Source organism: Bifidobacterium thermophilum (genome assembly GCF_037482445.1).
Taxonomy (GTDB): domain Bacteria; phylum Actinomycetota; class Actinomycetes; order Actinomycetales; family Bifidobacteriaceae; genus Bifidobacterium; species Bifidobacterium thermophilum_B.
Genome location: NZ_JBBHLY010000001.1, coordinates 106,864 through 124,852 on the forward strand (window position 1 = coordinate 106,864; position 17,989 = coordinate 124,852).

Genomic DNA, 17,989 nt, shown 5'->3' on the forward strand with positions numbered 1-17,989 from the left:
GTCTTTCCTTATCTCGCCCGTGCACTGGCATGCAGGGGCGCCGTCCGATGTCACGACGACGGTCCCGTTGGACCAACCTACGATATTGTCCACGCCGTAAGCGACAAAACGCGTTCACTTCCAGCGTTCACCCAGATTCCGGCGAGCAGCCGCGACGGTCATCCTCACGAATGATTGAACTTCAGATTTCACGTGATTATCGTGGCGGTGTTCCAGCCAAATCCACCCGAAAGGAAGCGGTTGCGGTGAGATTCCTGACCAATATCCATCTGCTCAACGGCTGGTTTCCCCCTACCCTGTTCACGCTGACGGCATTGAGCGCATTGCTGATGGTGATGCTGCCACCGTCTGTCACCCACCGTGGGCAGCCTCGGCGACGTGTCCCGGCATTGTTGCGCGAACTGCTTGCCGGACTGGTCGGATTCGGTGCCGGCGGGCTGGTCATCTGGCTGTTGTCCGACGTGTTCCTCGTATTCGGCGTGAGTCTGGGGTGGATGGTGATGCTCGCCATTGCCGTCGCCATCGGGCTCATCGCCTTCGCTGTCGCGGCAGCCGTGCACTCGCGCGGGGCGAGACGCGCTATCGCCTGCATCATGGCGGTATTGTCGCTATTGAGCGGCGCGCTGCGCGTCGACATGGTGTACGGGGAGTATACGACCATCGGCTCGCTGTTCGGCATGGCCGCCTTCCCGGACATGTCCCAGGCACAGATCAGCGGCAAAGCCACCATGACCATCGAGCAGTGGCAACGGCTGGCTGACCGCAAGCAGCTGCCGTCGATGCCTGAGACCGGCGAGATCCGGACCGTGGATATTCCCGCGACCGCCTCGCATTTCAAGGCGCGCAACGCGGACGTCTACCTGCCGCCCGCCGCGTTGAGCAGCAGGCCCCCGGCACTGCCGGTGATGGTGATGCTCGCCGGGCAACCGGGAAGCCCTGACCGCTTCTTCAACGCGAGCGGTATCGCGACGACACTCAACGCTTATGCCGCGAAGCATCACGGTCTCGCGCCGATTGTCGTCTCCCCCGATCAGAACGGCGCCGCGACGCAGAACTCCCTGTGCTCGGACACGCCGGTCTATGGCAAGGCCGAAACCTACCTGACCGTGGACGTCACCAAGTGGATCCGCAAGACCTTGCCGGTTTCGACATCCCCGAATGACTGGCTGATCGGCGGGTTCTCGCAAGGCGGCACGTGCAGCACCCAGCTCGGCCCGGCACACCCGACCATCTACGGGCATATCTTTGCGGCGGCCGGCGAGCTCGAGCCAACCGACCATAACCGTGAGACCACAGTCAACCGGTATTTCGGCGGGAACGCGAAGCTCTACCAACAGCATGTGCCCGCCACGATCATCAAGCGTCACGCCCCATCAGCACAAACCCTGTTCAGCATTGCCGGCGAGTGGGACACGAAATCGCAACGCAACGCGGCGATCATCGCCAAAGCCGCCAAACAGGCGGGCATGACCGTCCATCTGGCGACGGCGAAAGGGTCGGGCCACGACTGGCATACGGTGAACACGGGGCTCGCCGCGGTCATCGACCGGTTCTGCGCGCAAAGCGGCATCGGCGCGGACCATCGCAAACTGAGCACCTATCCGAATCTCGTGATGCTCAAGGTAAGCGGCTGAGTGCACCGGCGCGCACCAGGAAACCTGCGCGGAACCCGGCAATCGCCACAGTCCGTCATCGCCAGCAATCACATCGAAACCACAGAACCAGATACCAAGTAACAAGCGCACACGAGCGACAACCATGAATCAAACACAACAGCAGACACCACAACAGACACCACAGCAAGCGGCACAGCGGACACCGCACGCCAAGCCGGTACCGCAGCCGACGGGGTGGAAAGCCCTCAACATCGATATGCGCGACTGGTGGGCCAGGCATTGGACCGGACCGGCGGCAGCGGCCGTACTGGTCGTGCTCAACCTCGCGGTATGGATATGGAAACTCGCCCACCATGCCGTCTGGCGCCCCCAAGACATGACCATGCTGCGCATGTTCCGCCACACGGCACAGCCCGGGCAAGGAGGCACGTTCACTCACTTCCTCAAACTACTGTGGTCCATGGTGCTCGTGCGCGGGCCGTTCGCGCTGGTGCTGTATGCGCTTGCGGTCCTCGTGATCTTCGCGGCGGCGCAGGCGGTGCTCGGCGTCGCCCGTACGCTGGCCGCTTCGCTGCTGGGCGCGGTCGCCGGTTCGGCACTGGGCCTCGGATTGTGCGCTATCGCCACGAATCTGTGGGACGCCGAATCATGGCATGCCGTGCAACGCCTACCGTTCTCGCTGTCCCCTCTCACCCTGTCCATCGGGGCGCTCATGGCGGCCAGCGCGTTCGAATCACTGCTGTGGAGACGCCGCATCCGCCTGATCGGTTACGCGTTCGTGTTGGCCGGACTGCTGTTCAGCGGCAATCCGGGCGACTACTGCACGCTCGCCGCCGCACTGGTCGGGCAGGCCGCGGGCGCGCTCATGGCCCGTCGAAACGGCCACACGCAGGAGCACGAACAGTGGTGGCATGGCACGGATTACGAGGTGCGTCGCCTGATCGCCGCAATCCAGCTGATCTTCGCGTTCGGCCCGATCCTCGCCTTGGTTTCCAGCTCCCACGACGGCCCGCTGTCCACCTTCGGATTCTTCCTGTCCGGCCTTGTCGGCGACGAGGACCTGGCCGACGTGTGCGCCGACAATCTGCGGGCGAACAGCTGCGTGGCGATGGCGAAGCATTACCATTTCGCGATGACCGGCGTGTGGACCCGGACCATCCTGCTGGTGGCCGCCCTGGCGATTCTCGCCTGGGGCCTGTACCACGGGCGTAGGCTCGCCGCGCGCATCAGCATCGCGATCAACGGGCTGACCATTCTCCTCTCGCTGATCTACTGCGTGGTATTCCCGTTGCTTGACAGCATCACCATGCCGATCGACGCCGAACTGTGGGCCGCCCTGCTGCAGCTGCTGGTCGCCACCGCATTGCCGTCTGTGGTTCTGGTCGTGGCGATCGCCGCGAATATGGGCCATTTCCCAGTGCTGACCGGCCGTTCGCGCATCCGCCGGGGCGTGGGTGCCATCGGTGTGACGCTGCTGGCCACTGCGGGCGGATTCCTCGCGTTCGGCGTGCTCAACCGTGACGCATACACCCCGCCGGCCACCTTCGGCATGCTGCTGCGCGACCTGCCGCACCGCTACCTGCCGATGGGACTGATCGGGTCAAGCCGGCTGCACATGCATTCGACCACAGTGGCATCGATGGTTATCAATCAGCTGCCCGGACTGGTGTTCTGGATTGTGGTGCTCGTGGTGTTCCTGCTGTGGTTCCGTGACGCCGTGTCGCTGAACGCCGCGGACCGCGAGCGCGCCAGCACGCTGGTGGAACGTGGCGGCGAATCAATGAGCTTCATGACCACATGGGAAGACAACCACTACTGGTTCTCCCCGAGCGGCCGGTCGGCGATCGCCTACCGGGTGAGCCATGGCGTGGCCCTGACCGTGACCGGCCCGTTCGGCGACCCCGGTGAATTCGACACGTCGCTGCGCGAGTTCATGCGCTTTTGCGAGCGCAACTCGTGGTCGCCGGCCTTCTACGCGGTGCACGACAACTCCCGTGAGACCTTGGAATCATTGGGTTGCTCGTCCATCCAAGTGGGTACGGAGATGCTGGTCATCCCCAGCACCTGGCAGACTCGCGGCAAGAAGTGGCAGGATATCCGCACGGCGATCAACAAGGCGCGTCGCAGCGGCCTGACCGATGTGCTGACCACATTCAACGAGGCGCCGTGGGAGGTGCGCGAGCAGATCATCGAGATTTCCGAACAGTGGGCGGAACTCAAGTCGTTGCCTGAGATGAAGTTCACGCTGGGCGGCATCGAGGAGTTGCGCGACCCGCGTGTCATGCTGCTGTATGCGATTGACGCCGACGGCGTGGTGCAGGGCGCGACCAGCTGGCTGCCTACCTACCGCGACGGCAAAGTGATTGGCTGGACGCTTGATTTCATGCGGCATCGCACGGACAGCCCGAACGGGATCATGGAATTCCTCATCGCCCGCATGGCCGAACGCCTGCATGAGCAGTGCGTCGAGGAGCCTGACAGCGCCCCGCAGTTCATGAGCCTGTCCGCCGCGCCGCTCGCCGGTATCGGCGACAATACCGCCGACCCGGAGGATGTCGCGGTCATCGAGCACGCGTTGCAGATCGTGGCCGATACGCTCGAACCCGCGTACGGGTTCAAGTCCCTGTACTTCTTCAAGCGCAAGTTCCAGCCGACGCCTTCGCCGATCTATATCTGCTATCCGGATGCGGCCGCGCTGCCGCGCATCGGGCTTGCCGTGCTATCCGCGTATCTGCCGGGGCTCAAGGCCTCGCAGATCCCGGACATGCTCAAGTCGCTGCGGCCCGCCCCGAAAGCCAAGGAGCAGGAGCACCGGTGATATGCGGGGCGGCGGTATCTGGCTGTTGTGTGATTGGTCGATCGCACTCCGTGGAGATACGCGAGACTTGACCGTCCCGGACGACGCTATCTGCGTCGATATGTGACTGGCCAATCACATATCGACGCAGATATCCAGGGTCAGGTAGCCCTGGGTTCCGCTATCTCGCCGCTGTGAGACCGACGAGTCACACCACGGCGAGATACCGACCGTTCCCCCATCGGCGCAACAACTATCGGGCCGCAGTGCGACTGTCCAATCACACCACGGCCCGATAGGCGATAGCACAACTACATCAAGAATGTGAGGTCATGGCCACTTCCCAGCAATCGCCGGGATCATTCCCGCGTGGAGGGCGGCGAGAATCGACCCGGCGATGTTGCTGCGGTCGTCTGATGCCGGCTCAGGCCTTCCCGGCTGTTGCGAACGATGCGACCAGCGCGGTCATCCAATCGGTCAGCGTGCTGTATTGCTTGGGCATCTGCTCGGTGAGTTCCACCACCCGCACGCCCCCTTGGCCGGCGGCGGTGGTCAGCTGCTTGGTCGTGGCGTTGGATTCCTGGGTGTTGACTACCAGCAACGCCACCGAACCGGCCTGGAGCAGCTTGCTGAATGCAGTGACATCGCCGGAGGCAGGTTCGCTTTCGTTGGCGACCGCTTGCGCGTATCCGGCCGGCGTGGCATCCGTCAATCCCAGATCAGCGGCCAGATATGCGGCCACGGACTCGGTGGCCGCATATTTCTTGCCATCGAGCCGCTGCTTCGCCTCGGCGATGGCCGATTCCAAGGTCTTCTCCTTGTCTTGCCACGCCTTGAGCTGCTTGGCGTATTCCTCGGCGTGGGCGGCATCGCTGTGCTGGTATGCTGCGGCGATCGCCTTGGCAGCCGCCGTGCGCACGGCTGCGGAGAACCAGACGTGGGGGTTGTCGCCGTCATGCTTGCCGCCGCTTTCGGCCGCGTTCACGACCTGCGCCTTGGTGGATGACGCGGCTTTCGTGGCCCAGCTGTCATATCCGGCACCGTTGACGATGATGACGTCCGCCTTCGCCATGGCGGCGATGTCGGCACTGGTCGGCTCGTAATCGTGCGCTTCGACCGCGGTGCTGTTGATGATGCTGGTCACCTTGACGTGGGAGCCGCCGATCTCGCCCGCGACCGAGCCCCACTGGTTGATGCTGGCGACCACGTTAAGGGTTCCCGACGCGTTGGATGAGGCCGTTCCGGCTGATTCGCGCGAGCCACACGCCCCCATGGCGACGACCAATCCCGCTGCCGCGATGCATGCCGCCGCCCGGGCGATCCGTCGATATGTTCCGGTTGCTGTCATGTCTGCTCCTGATCTTCTCTTCGGTGACGCGATGCGGCAATCGCCGCATCCGATGACCAGACCAGATTATCGTTAATGATAATTATTATCAATTACAGCGTGTCGAAAAGCAGGCTGGTACCAAGGATTCCTTGCAACAAGCCATGCACAACCGTCTATCGACGCTGAGCGACGTGCAGCTCCGAGCGGAAAAGAACACCCGTGTGTCCGCGATGAGACAGTCGAGGGGCATTCATCTGTAGGTATATGAGTTGTTTATCATTGCGTATCGTATGCTATCATTGATGGCATGCAGGTTCGCGAATGGGCGGAGCGGGAACACCTCAACCCGTATACCGTGTGGAAATGGTGCAGGGAGGGCAGGATGCCCGTCCCGGTGGAGCATACGCCCACCGGCATGTGGCTCATCCACGACCCAAAATACGAGACCATACCCACGCCCACGGCCGTGGGACGCACCGTATGCTACGCGCGGGTCAGCTCCGGCGACCAGAAAGACGACCTGCAACGGCAAGTCGACCGGCTCAAGGCGTTCGCCGTCAACCTCGGCGTCAACGACACGCAAGTAGTCACCGAAATCGGGTCCGGAATGAATGACAGGCGCCGCAAACTCAACCGCCTGCTCAAAGACCCGACCGTCACCACGCTCATCGTGGAACACCGGGACCGGCTCGCCCGCATGAACGCGGGACTCATCGAAAGCGCATTGGAGGCGTCCGGGCGCAGGCTCGTCATCGTGGACGACACCGAACTCGACGACGATCTGGTACGCGACATGACCGAGGTGCTGACCTCGTTCTGCGCCCGCCTGTACGGGCGCCGCTCCGCCAAACATCGCGCGGAAAAAGCGTTGGAGGCGATACGCGATGACCGCGTATGAGGCCGTCAAGGTCAGGCTCGACCCCACGCCCCGGCAGGCGCGGCTGCTCGCAAGCCATGCCGGGGCCGCCCGGTTCGCGTACAATCTCATGCTTTCCCATGTCCGCCGGCAATTGTCCCTCGGCGAGCACCCGGACTGGACGATGTACGCGATGCGCCGCTGGTGGAACGAATGGAAGGACGAGATCGCCCCATGGTGGCGGGAGAACAGCAAGGAGGCGTACAACAGCGCCTTCGAATGGCTGTCCCAAGCGTTGAAAAACTGGGCGGACAGCCGCAAGGGCCGGCGCGGCGGGCGCCGGGTGGGCTGGCCGAAATACAAGTCGAAGAGGACGAGCATTCCCCGGTTCGCGTACACGACCGGGAGCTTCGGGCTTATCGACGGCGACCCGAAAGCCCTGCGTCTGCCGCGCATCGGGCGCGTCCACTGCATGGAGAACACCGCAAGACTCGTACACGGCAGGCGTATCGTGCGCATGACCGTCAGCCGCCGGGCGGGCGCATGGTATGCGGCGCTCACCGTGGAACAACAGCCCGACACCCGCCCCATGGCGAAAACACGCCGCCGTGACTATCCGGTAGGCGTGGATCTGGGTGTCAAGACCCTCGCGACCCTGTCCGACGGCACCATATTCCCCAACCCGCACGGGTATGACCGCGCACAGCGCAGGCTCCGCCGCGCCCAGCGGACGCTGAGCCGCCGCGACAAGGATACGAACCATGGACGCGGGTCGAACCGGTGGCGCAAGGCGCTGGACCGTGTGCAACGCATTTACGCCCGTATCGCCGCGCAACGCGCCGACCGTATCGGCAAACTCACCACATGGCTCGCGGTGACCTACCCCGACATCAGCATCGAGGACCTTAATGTGCAGGGCATGACCCGCAACCACAGTCTCGCCAAGCATGTCCTCGACGCGGATTTCGGCGAATTCCGCCGTCAACTCGAATACAAGACCGCACGCGCCGGCACGAGACTGCATGTCATCGACCGGTGGTATCCAAGCAGCAAGACATGCCACCGCTGCGGGACAGTGAAAGCCAAACTGCCTCTGAGTGAGCGTGTCTACCGTTGCGACGAGTGCGGCATGACCATGGACCGCGACCTGAACGCGGCCATCAACATCATGGTCGCCGGGAGTGCCCCGGAGACCCTAAACGCGCGTGGAGGGGATGTAAGATGACCCGGCTTGGCCGAGGCGACGCAGACCTCTGTGAAACGCGAACCAAGCGGGCATGCGAATGCCGTGAGACTTGGAGCTGCCCCGGGCAACCGGGGCATGTAAGCACAGGTTAACAATAACCAACATGCTTACAACGGTAACGCCCGGTCGGTCAGGCGGCTCGCTTCTTTTGGCAGTCGGCGCACAGGCCGAAGATCTCGAGGGTGTGCGAGTTGATCTTGAAACCGTGGGAGCGGGCGACCTGCCGCATCCACTCCATATCCGGAGGCTCGATCTCGATGGTCTTGCCGCAGCCGCTGCAAATCAGGTGATGATGATGCGAATCGTCATCGCAGATACGGAACATCTGCTGCCCGTCCAAGCGCACGGTGTCCACCGCGCCGGATTCCGCCAGCGAATTGAGCTGCCGGTACACCGTCGCCAGCCCTACGGACGCCCCGGAATCGGTGAGCCGCCGGTGCAGTTCCTGCGCCGAAACGAAGCCCTCGCACGCACGCAACTGCTGCAACAGCGCATCCTTCTGCCGCGTGTGCCGTGCGACGCCATGCTCAGCCATATCCATGCCCTCTACTGTAGCGAATCTTTGAACAACCATGCCAGCCCATCGCAAAACCCGGCCGCGCAGGCGGCCAGTCAACGAAACGACGAACTTGCACCGCGATAGTACAACCAACCCACGCCCGCGGCAAGCCCGGTACGCCGACGGCCGGCATACCGTCTCCAGTATGCCGGCCGTCGAACAGGGCCATCAACAACAGCCCAACCCACCGCAATCAGCGGCTCAGCGCGGTTCAGCGCAAATCGTCCCAGCAGCCCGTCGCCTCGAGCGCCTCGACCGCCGCCTGGGTGTCATCGCACAACACGGTGATATGCCCCATCTTGCGGTCGTGCCGCACTTCGGCCTTGCCGTAATCATGCAGATGCCATTCGGGGTGCTCGGGGATGAGCGCGCGCGTCGGCGCCACATGCTGGCCGAGCACATTGACCATGACGGCCGGGCTGAGCAGCCGCGGCTTGGGCAGCGGCCAGCCGGCGATCCCGCGGATATGCTCGTTGAACTGGCTCGAGGAGCACGCCTCGATGGTGTAATGCCCGGAATTATGCGGGCGCGGCGCCAGCTCGTTGACAATCACATGGTCGTCCCTGGTGACGAACAGCTCGATCGCGAGAATACCGGAGAGTTCAAAACCTTTCGCCAGCCTGACGGCAAGCTCATGCGCCTCGCGCTCCACCTCCTGCGAGACGGCCGCCGGGGCGATCGTCATATGCAGGATGTTGTTGCGATGTTCGTTGCGCACCATCGGGAAGGTCACGTAATCATGCCCGTTGCCGGCAACCAGAATCGAGGCCTCGAACGCGAAATCGACGAAACCTTCCAGAATGGACGGCGGGAACATGCCCTCGCGCTGCGCCCGCTCGCGCACCTGGGCGAAATCGTCCGGCCCGTGCAGCACGGTCTGGCCGTGACCGTCATAGCCGCCGGTACGGGTTTTGAGCACCGACGGATAACCGATTTCGCCGAGCGCGGCCTCAAGCTGGTCGATGCTGTCGACCTGCCGCCACGGGGCGGTCGCCGTGCCGTGCTCGTTGATGAAGGTCTTCTCATGGACGCGGTCCTGGGTCACGCGCAGCAAATCAGTGCCCTGCGGGATGGCCACCAGGTCGCGCACGTCATCGAGCGCATCCGCGTCGACGTTCTCGAACTCGTAGGTGAGCACATCGCTGCGTTCGGCAAGCTCGCGGATCGCTGTGACATCGTCGTATTCGGCGGTCACCTGGAAATCGGCCACCTGGGCGGTCGGGCAGCTAGGGGTCGGGTCGAGCACTCCGATACGGAAACCCATCTGGCGTGCGGACAGGGCCATCATGCGGCCCAGCTGGCCGCCGCCGACGATGCCAATCGTCGAACCCGGTTCCAGATACTTGATACGGCCGTTGGTTTCCTCAGACAAGCTCGGCATTGGACTGTGCCACCTTCTCCTTGAGGCTCTCGCGATACGCTTTGAGTTCGTCGGCCAGACGCCCGTCGGTGATGCTCAGGATGCTCACGGCCAGCAGGCCCGCGTTCGTGGCGCCGGAATTGCCGACCGCCGTCGTGGCGACCGGGATACCGCCGGGCATCTGCACGATGGACAGCAAGGAATCCCAGCCGGACAGCGCATGCGAGCGCACCGGCACGCCGATGACCGGCAACGTGGTCTGCGCGGCGACCATACCGGGCAGATGGGCTGCCCCGCCGGCGCCGGCGATAATGACCTTGATACCCTTGTCACGCGCGGAATGCGCGAAATCCGCCATGAGCTCAGGCGTACGGTGGGCGGAGATCACCTGCTTCATGTACGGCACTTTGAACTGGTCAAGCATTTCACAGGCGTGCTTCATGGTCTCCCAATCGCTCGCCGAACCCATAATCACAGCAACTTGCGGCGTTTCTTCAGCCATTCCTACCTCCAGATCGGACAGAGTGGACGCATGGAACCACTCTACGCAACGGCTTCGAAAAACAGCCGTGCAACCACCTTGGATATACGGCACAGATATGCAGTACAATCATCGCGCATGCGATTTACGAAGAAACTGGGGGTATTTTCGCCGCCCTCAATCATTGCGCCGCGCGTAGTCTACAATCTCAAATTTGGGACAAACGGAAGGAGCAAGCGTATGGTTGGCGGTTTTCTGGAGCATATTTCTAGCCCCGCCGACGTGAAAGCGCTTGATTCCAAGGATCTGCCGGCCCTGTGCCAGGAAATCCGCACGACGCTGGTGCGGTACGGCAAACTGCACGGCGGGCATATCGGCTCGAACCTCGGCATGGTGGAGGCGACCGTGGCCCTGCACCGCGTGTTCGATTCGCCGCTCGACAAAATCGTCTTCGACGTCTCCCACCAAAGCTACGTGCACAAGATGCTCACCGGGAGGGCTCCCGCCTATATGGACGAACGGCTGTTCGGCACGGTGACCGGGTTCACGAACCCCAAGGAAAGCGAACATGACATGTTCGTGCTCGGCCACACCGGCACCTCGATTTCGCTGGCGTGCGGGCTCGCGAAAACCCGCGACCTCATGGGCGGGCTTGACGGCACGAGCGGCACGCGCAATGTGATCGCCGTCATCGGCGACGGATCGCTGAGCAGCGCCATCGCGTTCGAGGGGCTCAACAACGCGGCCGAGCAGGGCACGAATATGATCATCGTCGTCAACGACAACGAGATGTCCATCGCCGAGGATTTCGGCGGCATGTACGGGCAGCTCGCCCGGCTGCGCGCATCCGGCGGCACCTCACAGCCCAATATCTTCAACGCGTTCGGCCTTGACTACCGGTATGTCGAGGACGGCAACGATGTGGCCGCGCTCGTGGATGCGTTCAGCCAAGTCAAGGATATCGACCACCCGATCGTCATCCATATCCATACCGCCAAAGGGCTGGGGCTTGACGCCGAGGATGCTGCCGCCGGCGTAAAGGAAGGCCGCTGTGAAGCCAACCACTGGCAGGACCCGCTCGCGACCCAAGGCAATCCGCTCGGCGCGCGCAAGCACTACGGGCAGCTGGCGATGGCGCGGCTGGAACCACGGTTCGCCAGCGAGCCGGGACTTGTGGCCATCTCCCCCGCCACCCCAGGGTCGAACGGCATCACGCGTGAGTTCCGTGAGCGGGCAGGCGCCCATTACGTGGATACCGGCATCACCGAGGAGCATGCGGTCGCGTTCGCCTCGGGTATCGCGAAAGCCGGCGGCACACCGGTGCTCGCAACCAGCGCGACCTTCTTCCAACGCACCTTCGACCAGTTGCAGCAGGAGCTGTCGCTCAACGGGACGCCGGTGACGCTCCTCGTGTTCGGGGCGGGCATTTCCGGCGCCGATAACACGCATTCCGGGGCCTTCGACATCCCGATGTTCGCGAATATCCCCGACCTGACATATCTGACGCCGACGAGCGGGGACGCGTTCCTTGCCATGCTCGACTGGTCGACGACATCGCGCGACCATGGCGCGGTCGCGATCCGCGTGCCGGGCGAGCCGATTCTTGCGGCCGAACGGGCGGCAGCGGCTTATGGCGGCGCATATCCGCGGTATTTCGGCGATACGGACGAAGCGCGCACGAAGGGCGATGCCGGCAATGCCGACACACCGTTCGCCCGGTACCGGGTGACCCGGCAGGGCTCAGATGTCGCGATTCTCGGCTTGGGCAACATGTATCCGCTGGCCGAGCGTATCGCGACGAATCTGGCAGAATCTCGCGATGACGGGACGGCGGCGATCGACGCGACCGTCATTGACCCGCAGCAGTGCACAAGCCTCGACACCGCATGCCTTGAGGCGTTGCGCGGACGTCATTCACTGGTCGTCACGCTTGAGGATGCGCAGCTGTCCGGCGGTTGGGGCGAGCAGGTGACTTGGTATTACGCGAACCGGGAGAACCGGGACGCGCTGCTGCCGGCAGATGGCGGCGAGCGCATGCGCGTGCTGAACTTCGGGGCAGCCAAGGAGTTCACCGACCGCGTGCCCGCGCGCGACCTGTACGAGCGCTACGGGCTGACCGCGCCGCAGGTCGAGCAGGCCATCCGCGCCGCATTGCGGTAGCTTTCTTTGCCGGTAGCGCCTTTGCGGGTTCGTCTTTCCGGGTTGCTGTGACAACCCGGATCGCGCCGGCCTACTGGTTTGATTTGATGGCGTCGAGGGCGGGCACGCGCACCGCCTTGTTCGCCGGACCGAACCCGGAAATCAGGCTGATCAGTGTGGCGAAGGCGATGGCGAACACGTACAGCCACCATGGAATCACCGAGACCCGCGCCGCCTCGTCGCCGGTCCCGTTGCCCAGGATCGCCCACTGCAGGTGTTCCGCGCTGACGCCCCCATACCGGATGAGATTGATTGCCAGGGAAATCAACGCACTCACCAGGCAGCCAATCACGCCGCCAATCACGCCGATCGCACCGGCTTCCACGAGGAACATCGCTCGGATGTCATGGACCGTGCAGCCGAGCGCTTTCATGATGCCGATTTCACGCACCCGCTCGGTGACGGACATGACCATGGTGTTGGCGATGCCGATGGCGGCGACCAGCAGCGCGACCGCACCGATACCGCCCAGAATCAGCTGGATCGAGCGGGTTTGCTCTTTAAGCGAGTCCAGCATGTCCCGGCTCGAGGAGGTCGTGAACCCCATCGTCCTGATCTGGGATTCGACATCGGCGACATGGTCGATGTCCTGCACGCGCACGAGCGCCGAATCATACGCCAGCGAGCTCGTCGCCGCATTCGGCTGGATTTTCGCGACAAGGTCCTTCAACATGCCGATGTCCATGAGCAGACCGGAAGATGTGGCCGGCCCTTTGCCGTAATCCTCCTTGAGCAGCCCGGAAACCTGGATTTGTGCGCCGGAGCCGGAAGCCGATGCCGTATTATCCGTCGTGGTGGCGGTGGACGATGACGACGTGCTCCCGGAATCGTCGGAGGGTGCGGCAGCCACGGTGATTTTGGTCGTAAGGATATTGAAGAACGGGTCCTGTACGTCCGACTTGTCCCGGCAGCCGTTGGCGCGCTCCTCGGCGGTGCAGGATTCGGCGACATTCATCGGTGCCACCCGGTAGTTGTCGCCTTCGGGGCGCAAACTATCCGCGAAATCGTATGCCGTGTACTGCCCGGCAAGCACCTCGCCCTGACGCTCCGGTTTGTGCCCGGAGACCAGCTTGTACCCCATAGCGTCGAACTGGTCCATGTCGATGGCCTCAATCGTCCCGACATCGTTGGTGTACCGGTTGGCGGGGCCTGCGGTCAGGCTCGCCGACGGGTAGGTGATGTGGCCGGTGGCTGCAGCGACGTACTGCAACGAGCGGAAATCCTTGACAGCCTTGTCGTCGAGCCGCTCGGTCGCCGTGCCGGAGCTGTCAGACATCCCCATAGGGCCGGCAACCTGCATGCCGCCGGTACTGTTCGCACCGGTGACGGTGATGATGGTCAGATCGCCCATCGAGGCGAGCATCTGCTTGTTCTGTTCGTCGATGCCGCTGCCGAGCGAGACCATGGTGACGATGGAGCAGCAGCCCACTACCACGCCGAGCACAGTGAGTATGGTACGTGATTTGTGGCGGAACAGGTTCTGCCGACACAGGTGCACGAGGTCGGAGAATCTCATGAGCGCTCCCCCGGCTGCGGGGCAATCACCTCGGTGGGAGCCTGCCGATCGGCATCATCCGTGGCGGGCTGTTCGGAGGTGTGCCCCTGGGTGGTTCCCGGCACGTCGTCGCTGTCCCGGCCATCCTGGCTGTCCTGGCCGTCCTGCCAGTCATCCCACTGCTCGTCCATGGCAGAACGCTTCTTCTTGCGGTGACGCTTCACCAGCATCACAATCACGATAATCGCCACAACCACAACGACCGCGACCGTGGGCAGCAGCCAGACAGGCATACTTGGCTGCTCGTCCTGCATGTCCGCCGCGGTGTCGTCCATGGCGGGAGCGGGGTCGGCGACCGTGAGTTTGACCGGGAATTCCTTGGTTTTCTGCTGGCCGTCGGAATCCTCATACGTAACGGTGATTTTCGCGTCCAAATCCCCGCTGTCCGTGGGTGTGAACGCGTAGGCGATGGTTCCGCTGCCACCGGAGGCGACATTGCCGAGGTACTGCGTCTTTGACACGGTATCGAAGCCTTTGCCGTCCATCGTTGCTTCGACGTTCGAAATGTCACCTTTGCCTTTGTTCACATAGGCGAGGGTGATGGTGCTTTCCTGGCCGTTCTGTGCGTCGTCGGGGATGACGGGGTCGTTGATCTGGAAGCGGTCGGGCTGGCTGACCGGCACGGAGATCTTCTCGTCCACACTGTTGGAGCTGCGCTGGCCAGCGTCCACGTATTCGTAGCGGAAACTCACGACCACGGCCTGCGCGCCGCTTTTCGCGTCAATCAGGGCCTGCATCGGCACGGTCTGACTTTGTGTCGCGCCCGCGGCCAGCTGGGGCACGTAGAAGGTGTTCGTGCCGCCGGCAATGGTCAGCCCGTCACCACCATCCACACTGATGACCATATTCTGGACAGCCACCGCCCCCTTGTTCTGGAAGGAGAATCCGAGGTCGAACTTGCCACCGGCCGGAACGGAACCGTCACCGTAGGTGAAATTCGTGATGATGACATTCGGCACCGGGCCGGCGATGGGGGCTGCGCTCTGTCCGGAATCGCCGCCAGCATTCTGGTCGGTGTCGTCAACGGGTGTGGCGTGCCGGGTTCCGGCATCCCCGGCGACGATGGTATCGGCTGCCGCCGCGGCGGCTCGGCCGGACGCCATCGCGCAGACGGGTGCGGACACACAGGCCACAATCAGGACGGCGAGCGCGATGAGCGCGATAATCGGCTTGACGACGATGGTTCGGGGACGGTTCATGGTGGTCTTTCTCTCTCGTTTTCGGAAAACTTGACTGTTGAGGAATGTGCGGTGCGATTGACGCGGGGCGCCCGGCTGCGCGTGGTATCGGCCTATTCGTCTTGCTCGGTGTCGTGGACGATACGCCCGTCCAACAAGGTGACGATGCGGTCCGCGTAGGCGGCCATATGCTCGTCATGCGTGACCAGCACGATGGTCTGGCCATTCTCGCGGGCGAAATCACGAATCATGTCCATAATGTCGTTTTTCGTCTTGGAATCAAGATTGCCGGTCGGCTCGTCGGCGAACACGACTTGCGGGCGGGTGACGAACGCGCGGGCGATGCCGACACGCTGCTGCTGGCCGCCGGACATCTGTGAGGGGTAATGGTTCAGACGCTTGCCAAGCCCGACGCGCCTGAGCATCGCCCGCGCCCTGGCTTCGCGCTCCTCGCGCGGCACCCCGCGGAACATGAGCGGCATCGCGACGTTTTCGACGGCGTTGAGCCCGGGGAGCAGATTGTAGGACTGGAAGACAAAACCGATGTGCTTTTGCCTGAATTCGGCGAGTTCGCGCTCGTCGAGCCGCGAGACGACGATGCCGCCGATACGCACGCCCCCACGCGTCGGGCGTTCCATGCCGGCAAGCTGGTTGAGCAGCGTGGATTTACCTGAACCGGATTCACCGTAGATGCAGCAGATCTGGCCGTGCGCGATCGTGAGGTTGATCCGGTCGAGGGCTACGACGCGTTCGGTGCCCATGACGTATTCCTTGCGCAGGTTGCGCACTTCGATCATCGGGCGTCCGAAGGTGGGGTGCGTGTCGTTGTGCCGTGCGGGCCGAGGAGCCGGAGTCGCGAGCGCGCCCGAGACATCCGGCACTGCCGACGCATCCGATGCAATCGATGCATCCGTTTTGGCCGTAGGTGGTGGCGACGCGAGCCAAGCCATAGGCGTCCCTTCTCATCTCGCGGCCCCTCAACACAGCGGTGCCGCGTTCATCACTTCAAGTATTCATCCGAGTATATGCCCGAACACCCCCATACGCCACCTGCCGATGCCGCCGGCATGCCGTATGGCGGGCGGCGGGCGCACGTCCCTATGGCTGCTATAATGGCACACGTTGTCTTACGGCCCCGTAGCTCAGTTGGATAGAGCAGGAAACTTCTAATTTCAAGGTCGTCGGTTCGAATCCGACCGGGGTCACTTTTCCATCAAGGTCTTCACGGTAGCACTGCTGCATCAACCGTCATCGCGGTCACGCAACGCAACCGCCCCAACGCAACCACCCCGTGCAACCAGCTATCCCACGCATTCGCTTCCCCAAACTGTCTACGCTCAGACGGCTGTGAGCGTAGACGGTTTGGGAAGGTTACGCGCAGGTCAGTAGGGCGGGCAGGTCAGTAGCGCGCCCAAGTCAGTCGATGATCCACGACAGGCCGACCAGCACCACGAGGAACAGCACGTTGACCGCGCTGTACACGGCAAGGTAGCGGCCTTTTTTGTCCGGGTAGCGCCGGGTCACGTTCTTGTACGAGACCAAGGACGCCATCGAAGCGATCAGCGTGCCCATGCCGCCCAGGTTCGTGCCGATGATCAGATGCGTCCAATCATCGCAGAAGCCCGATAGCAGAATCGTCGTCGGCACATTGCTCATGATCTGGCTGGACACGACCGCCACCTCGAGCGGATGGCCGCCCACTAGGGACGCCGCCAGCGAGTAGAACGCCGGTACGCGCTTCATGTTGCCGATGAAAATGAAGAACATGATGAAGGTCAGCGGCAACCCCCAGTCGACCTTCCGGAACGCCTTGCGATCTGCGAACAGGAACACGCCGAAGACTACGACGCACATCACCCAGATCGGCACCAAGTCGCTGACCACCAGCAGGCACAGCAGGAACAGCGCCGCATACACCCACACGCGCCAGCCGCCATGGCCGGCACCATAGCCAGTCAAGCGGATCTCGTCAGGCTGCGGCTGGTCAGGCTGAGGGGCAAGCACCCCGCGTTCGATATCCTCCCCGTCAAGATCAGCGAACCGGCTTACTTTCTTGCCACCGAACGCCACCGAAATCACCACAATCAGCAATACCGCGGCGACGAAGGAATACGGGGCCATGATGCCGAGGAATTTTCCGGTCGGTATGCCGGACAACGCTTTGAGGTACAGGTTATGCGCGTTGCCCACCGGGGTGAGCATGCTGCCGACATTCGCCCCCACGGTCATCAGCGTCGCCACCAGCACGGCTGACGCTTCCATACCCGCCATCGTGAGCACGGAAATCGCGAACGGGATGAACGTGACCAGCGCGACATCATTAGTAATCAGCATCGAGGAAAAATACGTGAGCGACACCAGTACCAGCACCACACCGCGCTGGGTGCGCACCATGCGCAGCAGACGCGAGCCGACCATGCGGAACACGCCGATACGCTGGAATCCGCACACCACCAGCATCAGACACACCAGCTGGGCGATCGTCTTGGTATGCACATAGCTGCGATACTCGGCATCCGGGGGCACCACGAAACAGGATATGATCGCAAGGACCGTAGCGACGATGAGAATCGTCTCACTCTTGACCACTTCAAGCAACCAACGCCGCATCCAGTCCTCCGTGAACTTGAGTTGAACCCTAGGTGAATTCAACATGTCGCACGCGCGACATGCCTTATCTTAGCGGGGAAATCCGGCAGGCTGAAGCCAAAGACGGCGTGTTCGCGCGGATTGCTCCGACCATCGTCGAAAACGTCGGCGGCAAATGCGCCAGTATTGCCGATATGCCGCCGTTCACACGCGAGAATAAAGC

The 17,989-nt window shown here is 63.0% G+C and carries 13 protein-coding genes and 1 tRNA gene; 6 read left to right on the forward strand and 8 right to left on the reverse strand.

Annotated features, from left to right (window positions below):
- The first annotated feature begins 245 nt into the window (after window positions 1–245).
- Together WD012_RS00430 and WD012_RS00435 are read left to right on the forward strand one after the other, a co-directional pair.
- Window positions 246–1,634 carry an alpha/beta hydrolase-fold protein gene (locus WD012_RS00430; protein ID WP_339561853.1) on the forward strand — a complete coding sequence of 463 codons (1,389 nt, stop codon included), beginning with the start codon at window positions 246–248 and terminating at the stop codon, window positions 1,632–1,634.
- Window positions 1,635–1,758: 124 nt separating this feature from the next.
- A complete protein-coding gene (locus tag WD012_RS00435) occupies window positions 1,759–4,434 on the forward strand; it encodes a bifunctional lysylphosphatidylglycerol flippase/synthetase MprF (RefSeq protein ID WP_339561854.1) in 2,676 nt (891 codons plus the stop codon).
- A 403-nt stretch (window positions 4,435–4,837) separates the two neighbouring features.
- Here WD012_RS00435 and WD012_RS00440 read toward each other — a convergent pair whose 3' ends face one another.
- Window positions 4,838–5,761 carry a metal ABC transporter solute-binding protein, Zn/Mn family gene (locus WD012_RS00440; RefSeq protein ID WP_339561855.1) on the reverse strand — a complete coding sequence of 308 codons (924 nt, stop codon included), beginning with the start codon at window positions 5,759–5,761 and terminating at the stop codon, window positions 4,838–4,840.
- Window positions 5,762–6,050: 289 nt separating this feature from the next.
- Here WD012_RS00440 and WD012_RS00445 point away from each other — a divergent pair, with 289 nt between their 5' ends.
- Complete coding sequence (locus WD012_RS00445) at window positions 6,051–6,641, forward strand: IS607 family transposase (RefSeq protein WP_339561856.1); 591 nt, start codon at window positions 6,051–6,053, stop codon at window positions 6,639–6,641.
- The gene (gene tnpB / locus WD012_RS00450) at window positions 6,628–7,824 is read left to right on the forward strand and encodes an IS607 family element RNA-guided endonuclease TnpB (protein ID WP_422614322.1); all 1,197 of its coding nucleotides are present in this window, start codon (window positions 6,628–6,630) and stop codon (window positions 7,822–7,824) included. The genes WD012_RS00445 and tnpB overlap by 14 nt, the downstream gene beginning before the upstream one ends.
- Before the next feature lie 151 nt (window positions 7,825–7,975).
- Here the strand turns inward: tnpB and WD012_RS00455 are convergent, their stop codons facing one another.
- The 3 genes from WD012_RS00455 to purE all read right to left on the reverse strand — a co-directional run bounded on the left by WD012_RS00455 (window position 7,976) and on the right by purE (window position 10,266).
- On the reverse strand, window positions 7,976–8,380 hold the full coding sequence (locus tag WD012_RS00455) for a Fur family transcriptional regulator (RefSeq protein ID WP_339561857.1): 405 nt from the start codon (window positions 8,378–8,380) through the stop codon (window positions 7,976–7,978).
- Between the two features lie 235 nt (window positions 8,381–8,615).
- Window positions 8,616–9,785, reverse strand: a complete 1,170-nt coding sequence (gene purK / locus WD012_RS00460) for a 5-(carboxyamino)imidazole ribonucleotide synthase (RefSeq protein WP_339561858.1) — start codon at window positions 9,783–9,785, stop codon at window positions 8,616–8,618.
- Window positions 9,769–10,266, reverse strand: a complete 498-nt coding sequence (gene purE / locus WD012_RS00465) for a 5-(carboxyamino)imidazole ribonucleotide mutase (RefSeq protein WP_026502227.1) — start codon at window positions 10,264–10,266, stop codon at window positions 9,769–9,771. The genes purK and purE overlap by 17 nt, the downstream gene beginning before the upstream one ends.
- Before the next feature lie 219 nt (window positions 10,267–10,485).
- Here purE and WD012_RS00470 point away from each other — a divergent pair, with 219 nt between their 5' ends.
- Window positions 10,486–12,405: a 1-deoxy-D-xylulose-5-phosphate synthase gene (locus tag WD012_RS00470; RefSeq protein ID WP_339561859.1), complete on the forward strand. Its 1,920-nt coding sequence runs from the start codon at window positions 10,486–10,488 to the stop codon at window positions 12,403–12,405.
- Window positions 12,406–12,475: 70 nt separating this feature from the next.
- On the opposite strand, the gene WD012_RS00475 is transcribed toward WD012_RS00470, so the two are convergent.
- The 3 genes from WD012_RS00475 to WD012_RS00485 all read right to left on the reverse strand — a co-directional run bounded on the left by WD012_RS00475 (window position 12,476) and on the right by WD012_RS00485 (window position 15,974).
- Window positions 12,476–13,960: an ABC transporter permease gene (locus WD012_RS00475; protein ID WP_339561860.1), complete on the reverse strand. Its 1,485-nt coding sequence runs from the start codon at window positions 13,958–13,960 to the stop codon at window positions 12,476–12,478.
- Complete coding sequence (locus WD012_RS00480) at window positions 13,957–15,198, reverse strand: COG1361 S-layer family protein (RefSeq protein ID WP_339561861.1); 1,242 nt, start codon at window positions 15,196–15,198, stop codon at window positions 13,957–13,959. The genes WD012_RS00475 and WD012_RS00480 overlap by 4 nt, the downstream gene beginning before the upstream one ends.
- A gap of 92 nt (window positions 15,199–15,290) precedes the next feature.
- Entirely contained in the window at window positions 15,291–15,974 is a 684-nt protein-coding gene (locus tag WD012_RS00485; RefSeq protein ID WP_339562085.1) for an ABC transporter ATP-binding protein, read from the reverse strand.
- A 334-nt stretch (window positions 15,975–16,308) separates the two neighbouring features.
- On the opposite strand from WD012_RS00485, the gene WD012_RS00490 reads away from it, so the two are divergent.
- Window positions 16,309–16,382: transfer RNA gene (locus WD012_RS00490), tRNA-Arg, on the forward strand.
- Between the two features lie 211 nt (window positions 16,383–16,593).
- Here WD012_RS00490 and WD012_RS00495 read toward each other — a convergent pair.
- Window positions 16,594–17,787 carry an SLC13 family permease gene (locus tag WD012_RS00495; protein ID WP_339561862.1) on the reverse strand — a complete coding sequence of 398 codons (1,194 nt, stop codon included), beginning with the start codon at window positions 17,785–17,787 and terminating at the stop codon, window positions 16,594–16,596.
- Window positions 17,788–17,989 lie beyond the last annotated feature (202 nt).

What these genes read in the sequence shown, in the direction of transcription:
- WD012_RS00495 (WP_339561862.1), bottom strand. Translation starts at nt 17,787, where the DNA reads ATGCGGCGTTGGTTGCTTGAAGTGGTCAAGAGTGAGACGATTCTCATC.
- WD012_RS00485 (WP_339562085.1), bottom strand. Translation starts at nt 15,974, where the DNA reads ATGATCGAAGTGCGCAACCTGCGCAAGGAATACGTCATGGGCACCGAA.
- WD012_RS00440 (WP_339561855.1), bottom strand. Translation starts at nt 5,761, where the DNA reads ATGACAGCAACCGGAACATATCGACGGATCGCCCGGGCGGCGGCATGC.
- WD012_RS00480 (WP_339561861.1), bottom strand. Translation starts at nt 15,198, where the DNA reads ATGAACCGTCCCCGAACCATCGTCGTCAAGCCGATTATCGCGCTCATC.
- purE (WP_026502227.1), bottom strand. Translation starts at nt 10,266, where the DNA reads ATGGCTGAAGAAACGCCGCAAGTTGCTGTGATTATGGGTTCGGCGAGC.
- WD012_RS00435 (WP_339561854.1), top strand. Translation starts at nt 1,759, where the DNA reads ATGAATCAAACACAACAGCAGACACCACAACAGACACCACAGCAAGCG.
- purK (WP_339561858.1), bottom strand. Translation starts at nt 9,785, where the DNA reads ATGCCGAGCTTGTCTGAGGAAACCAACGGCCGTATCAAGTATCTGGAA.
- WD012_RS00445 (WP_339561856.1), top strand. Translation starts at nt 6,051, where the DNA reads ATGCAGGTTCGCGAATGGGCGGAGCGGGAACACCTCAACCCGTATACC.
- WD012_RS00475 (WP_339561860.1), bottom strand. Translation starts at nt 13,960, where the DNA reads ATGAGATTCTCCGACCTCGTGCACCTGTGTCGGCAGAACCTGTTCCGC.
- tnpB (WP_422614322.1), top strand. Translation starts at nt 6,628, where the DNA reads ATGACCGCGTATGAGGCCGTCAAGGTCAGGCTCGACCCCACGCCCCGG.
- WD012_RS00455 (WP_339561857.1), bottom strand. Translation starts at nt 8,380, where the DNA reads ATGGCTGAGCATGGCGTCGCACGGCACACGCGGCAGAAGGATGCGCTG.
- WD012_RS00470 (WP_339561859.1), top strand. Translation starts at nt 10,486, where the DNA reads ATGGTTGGCGGTTTTCTGGAGCATATTTCTAGCCCCGCCGACGTGAAA.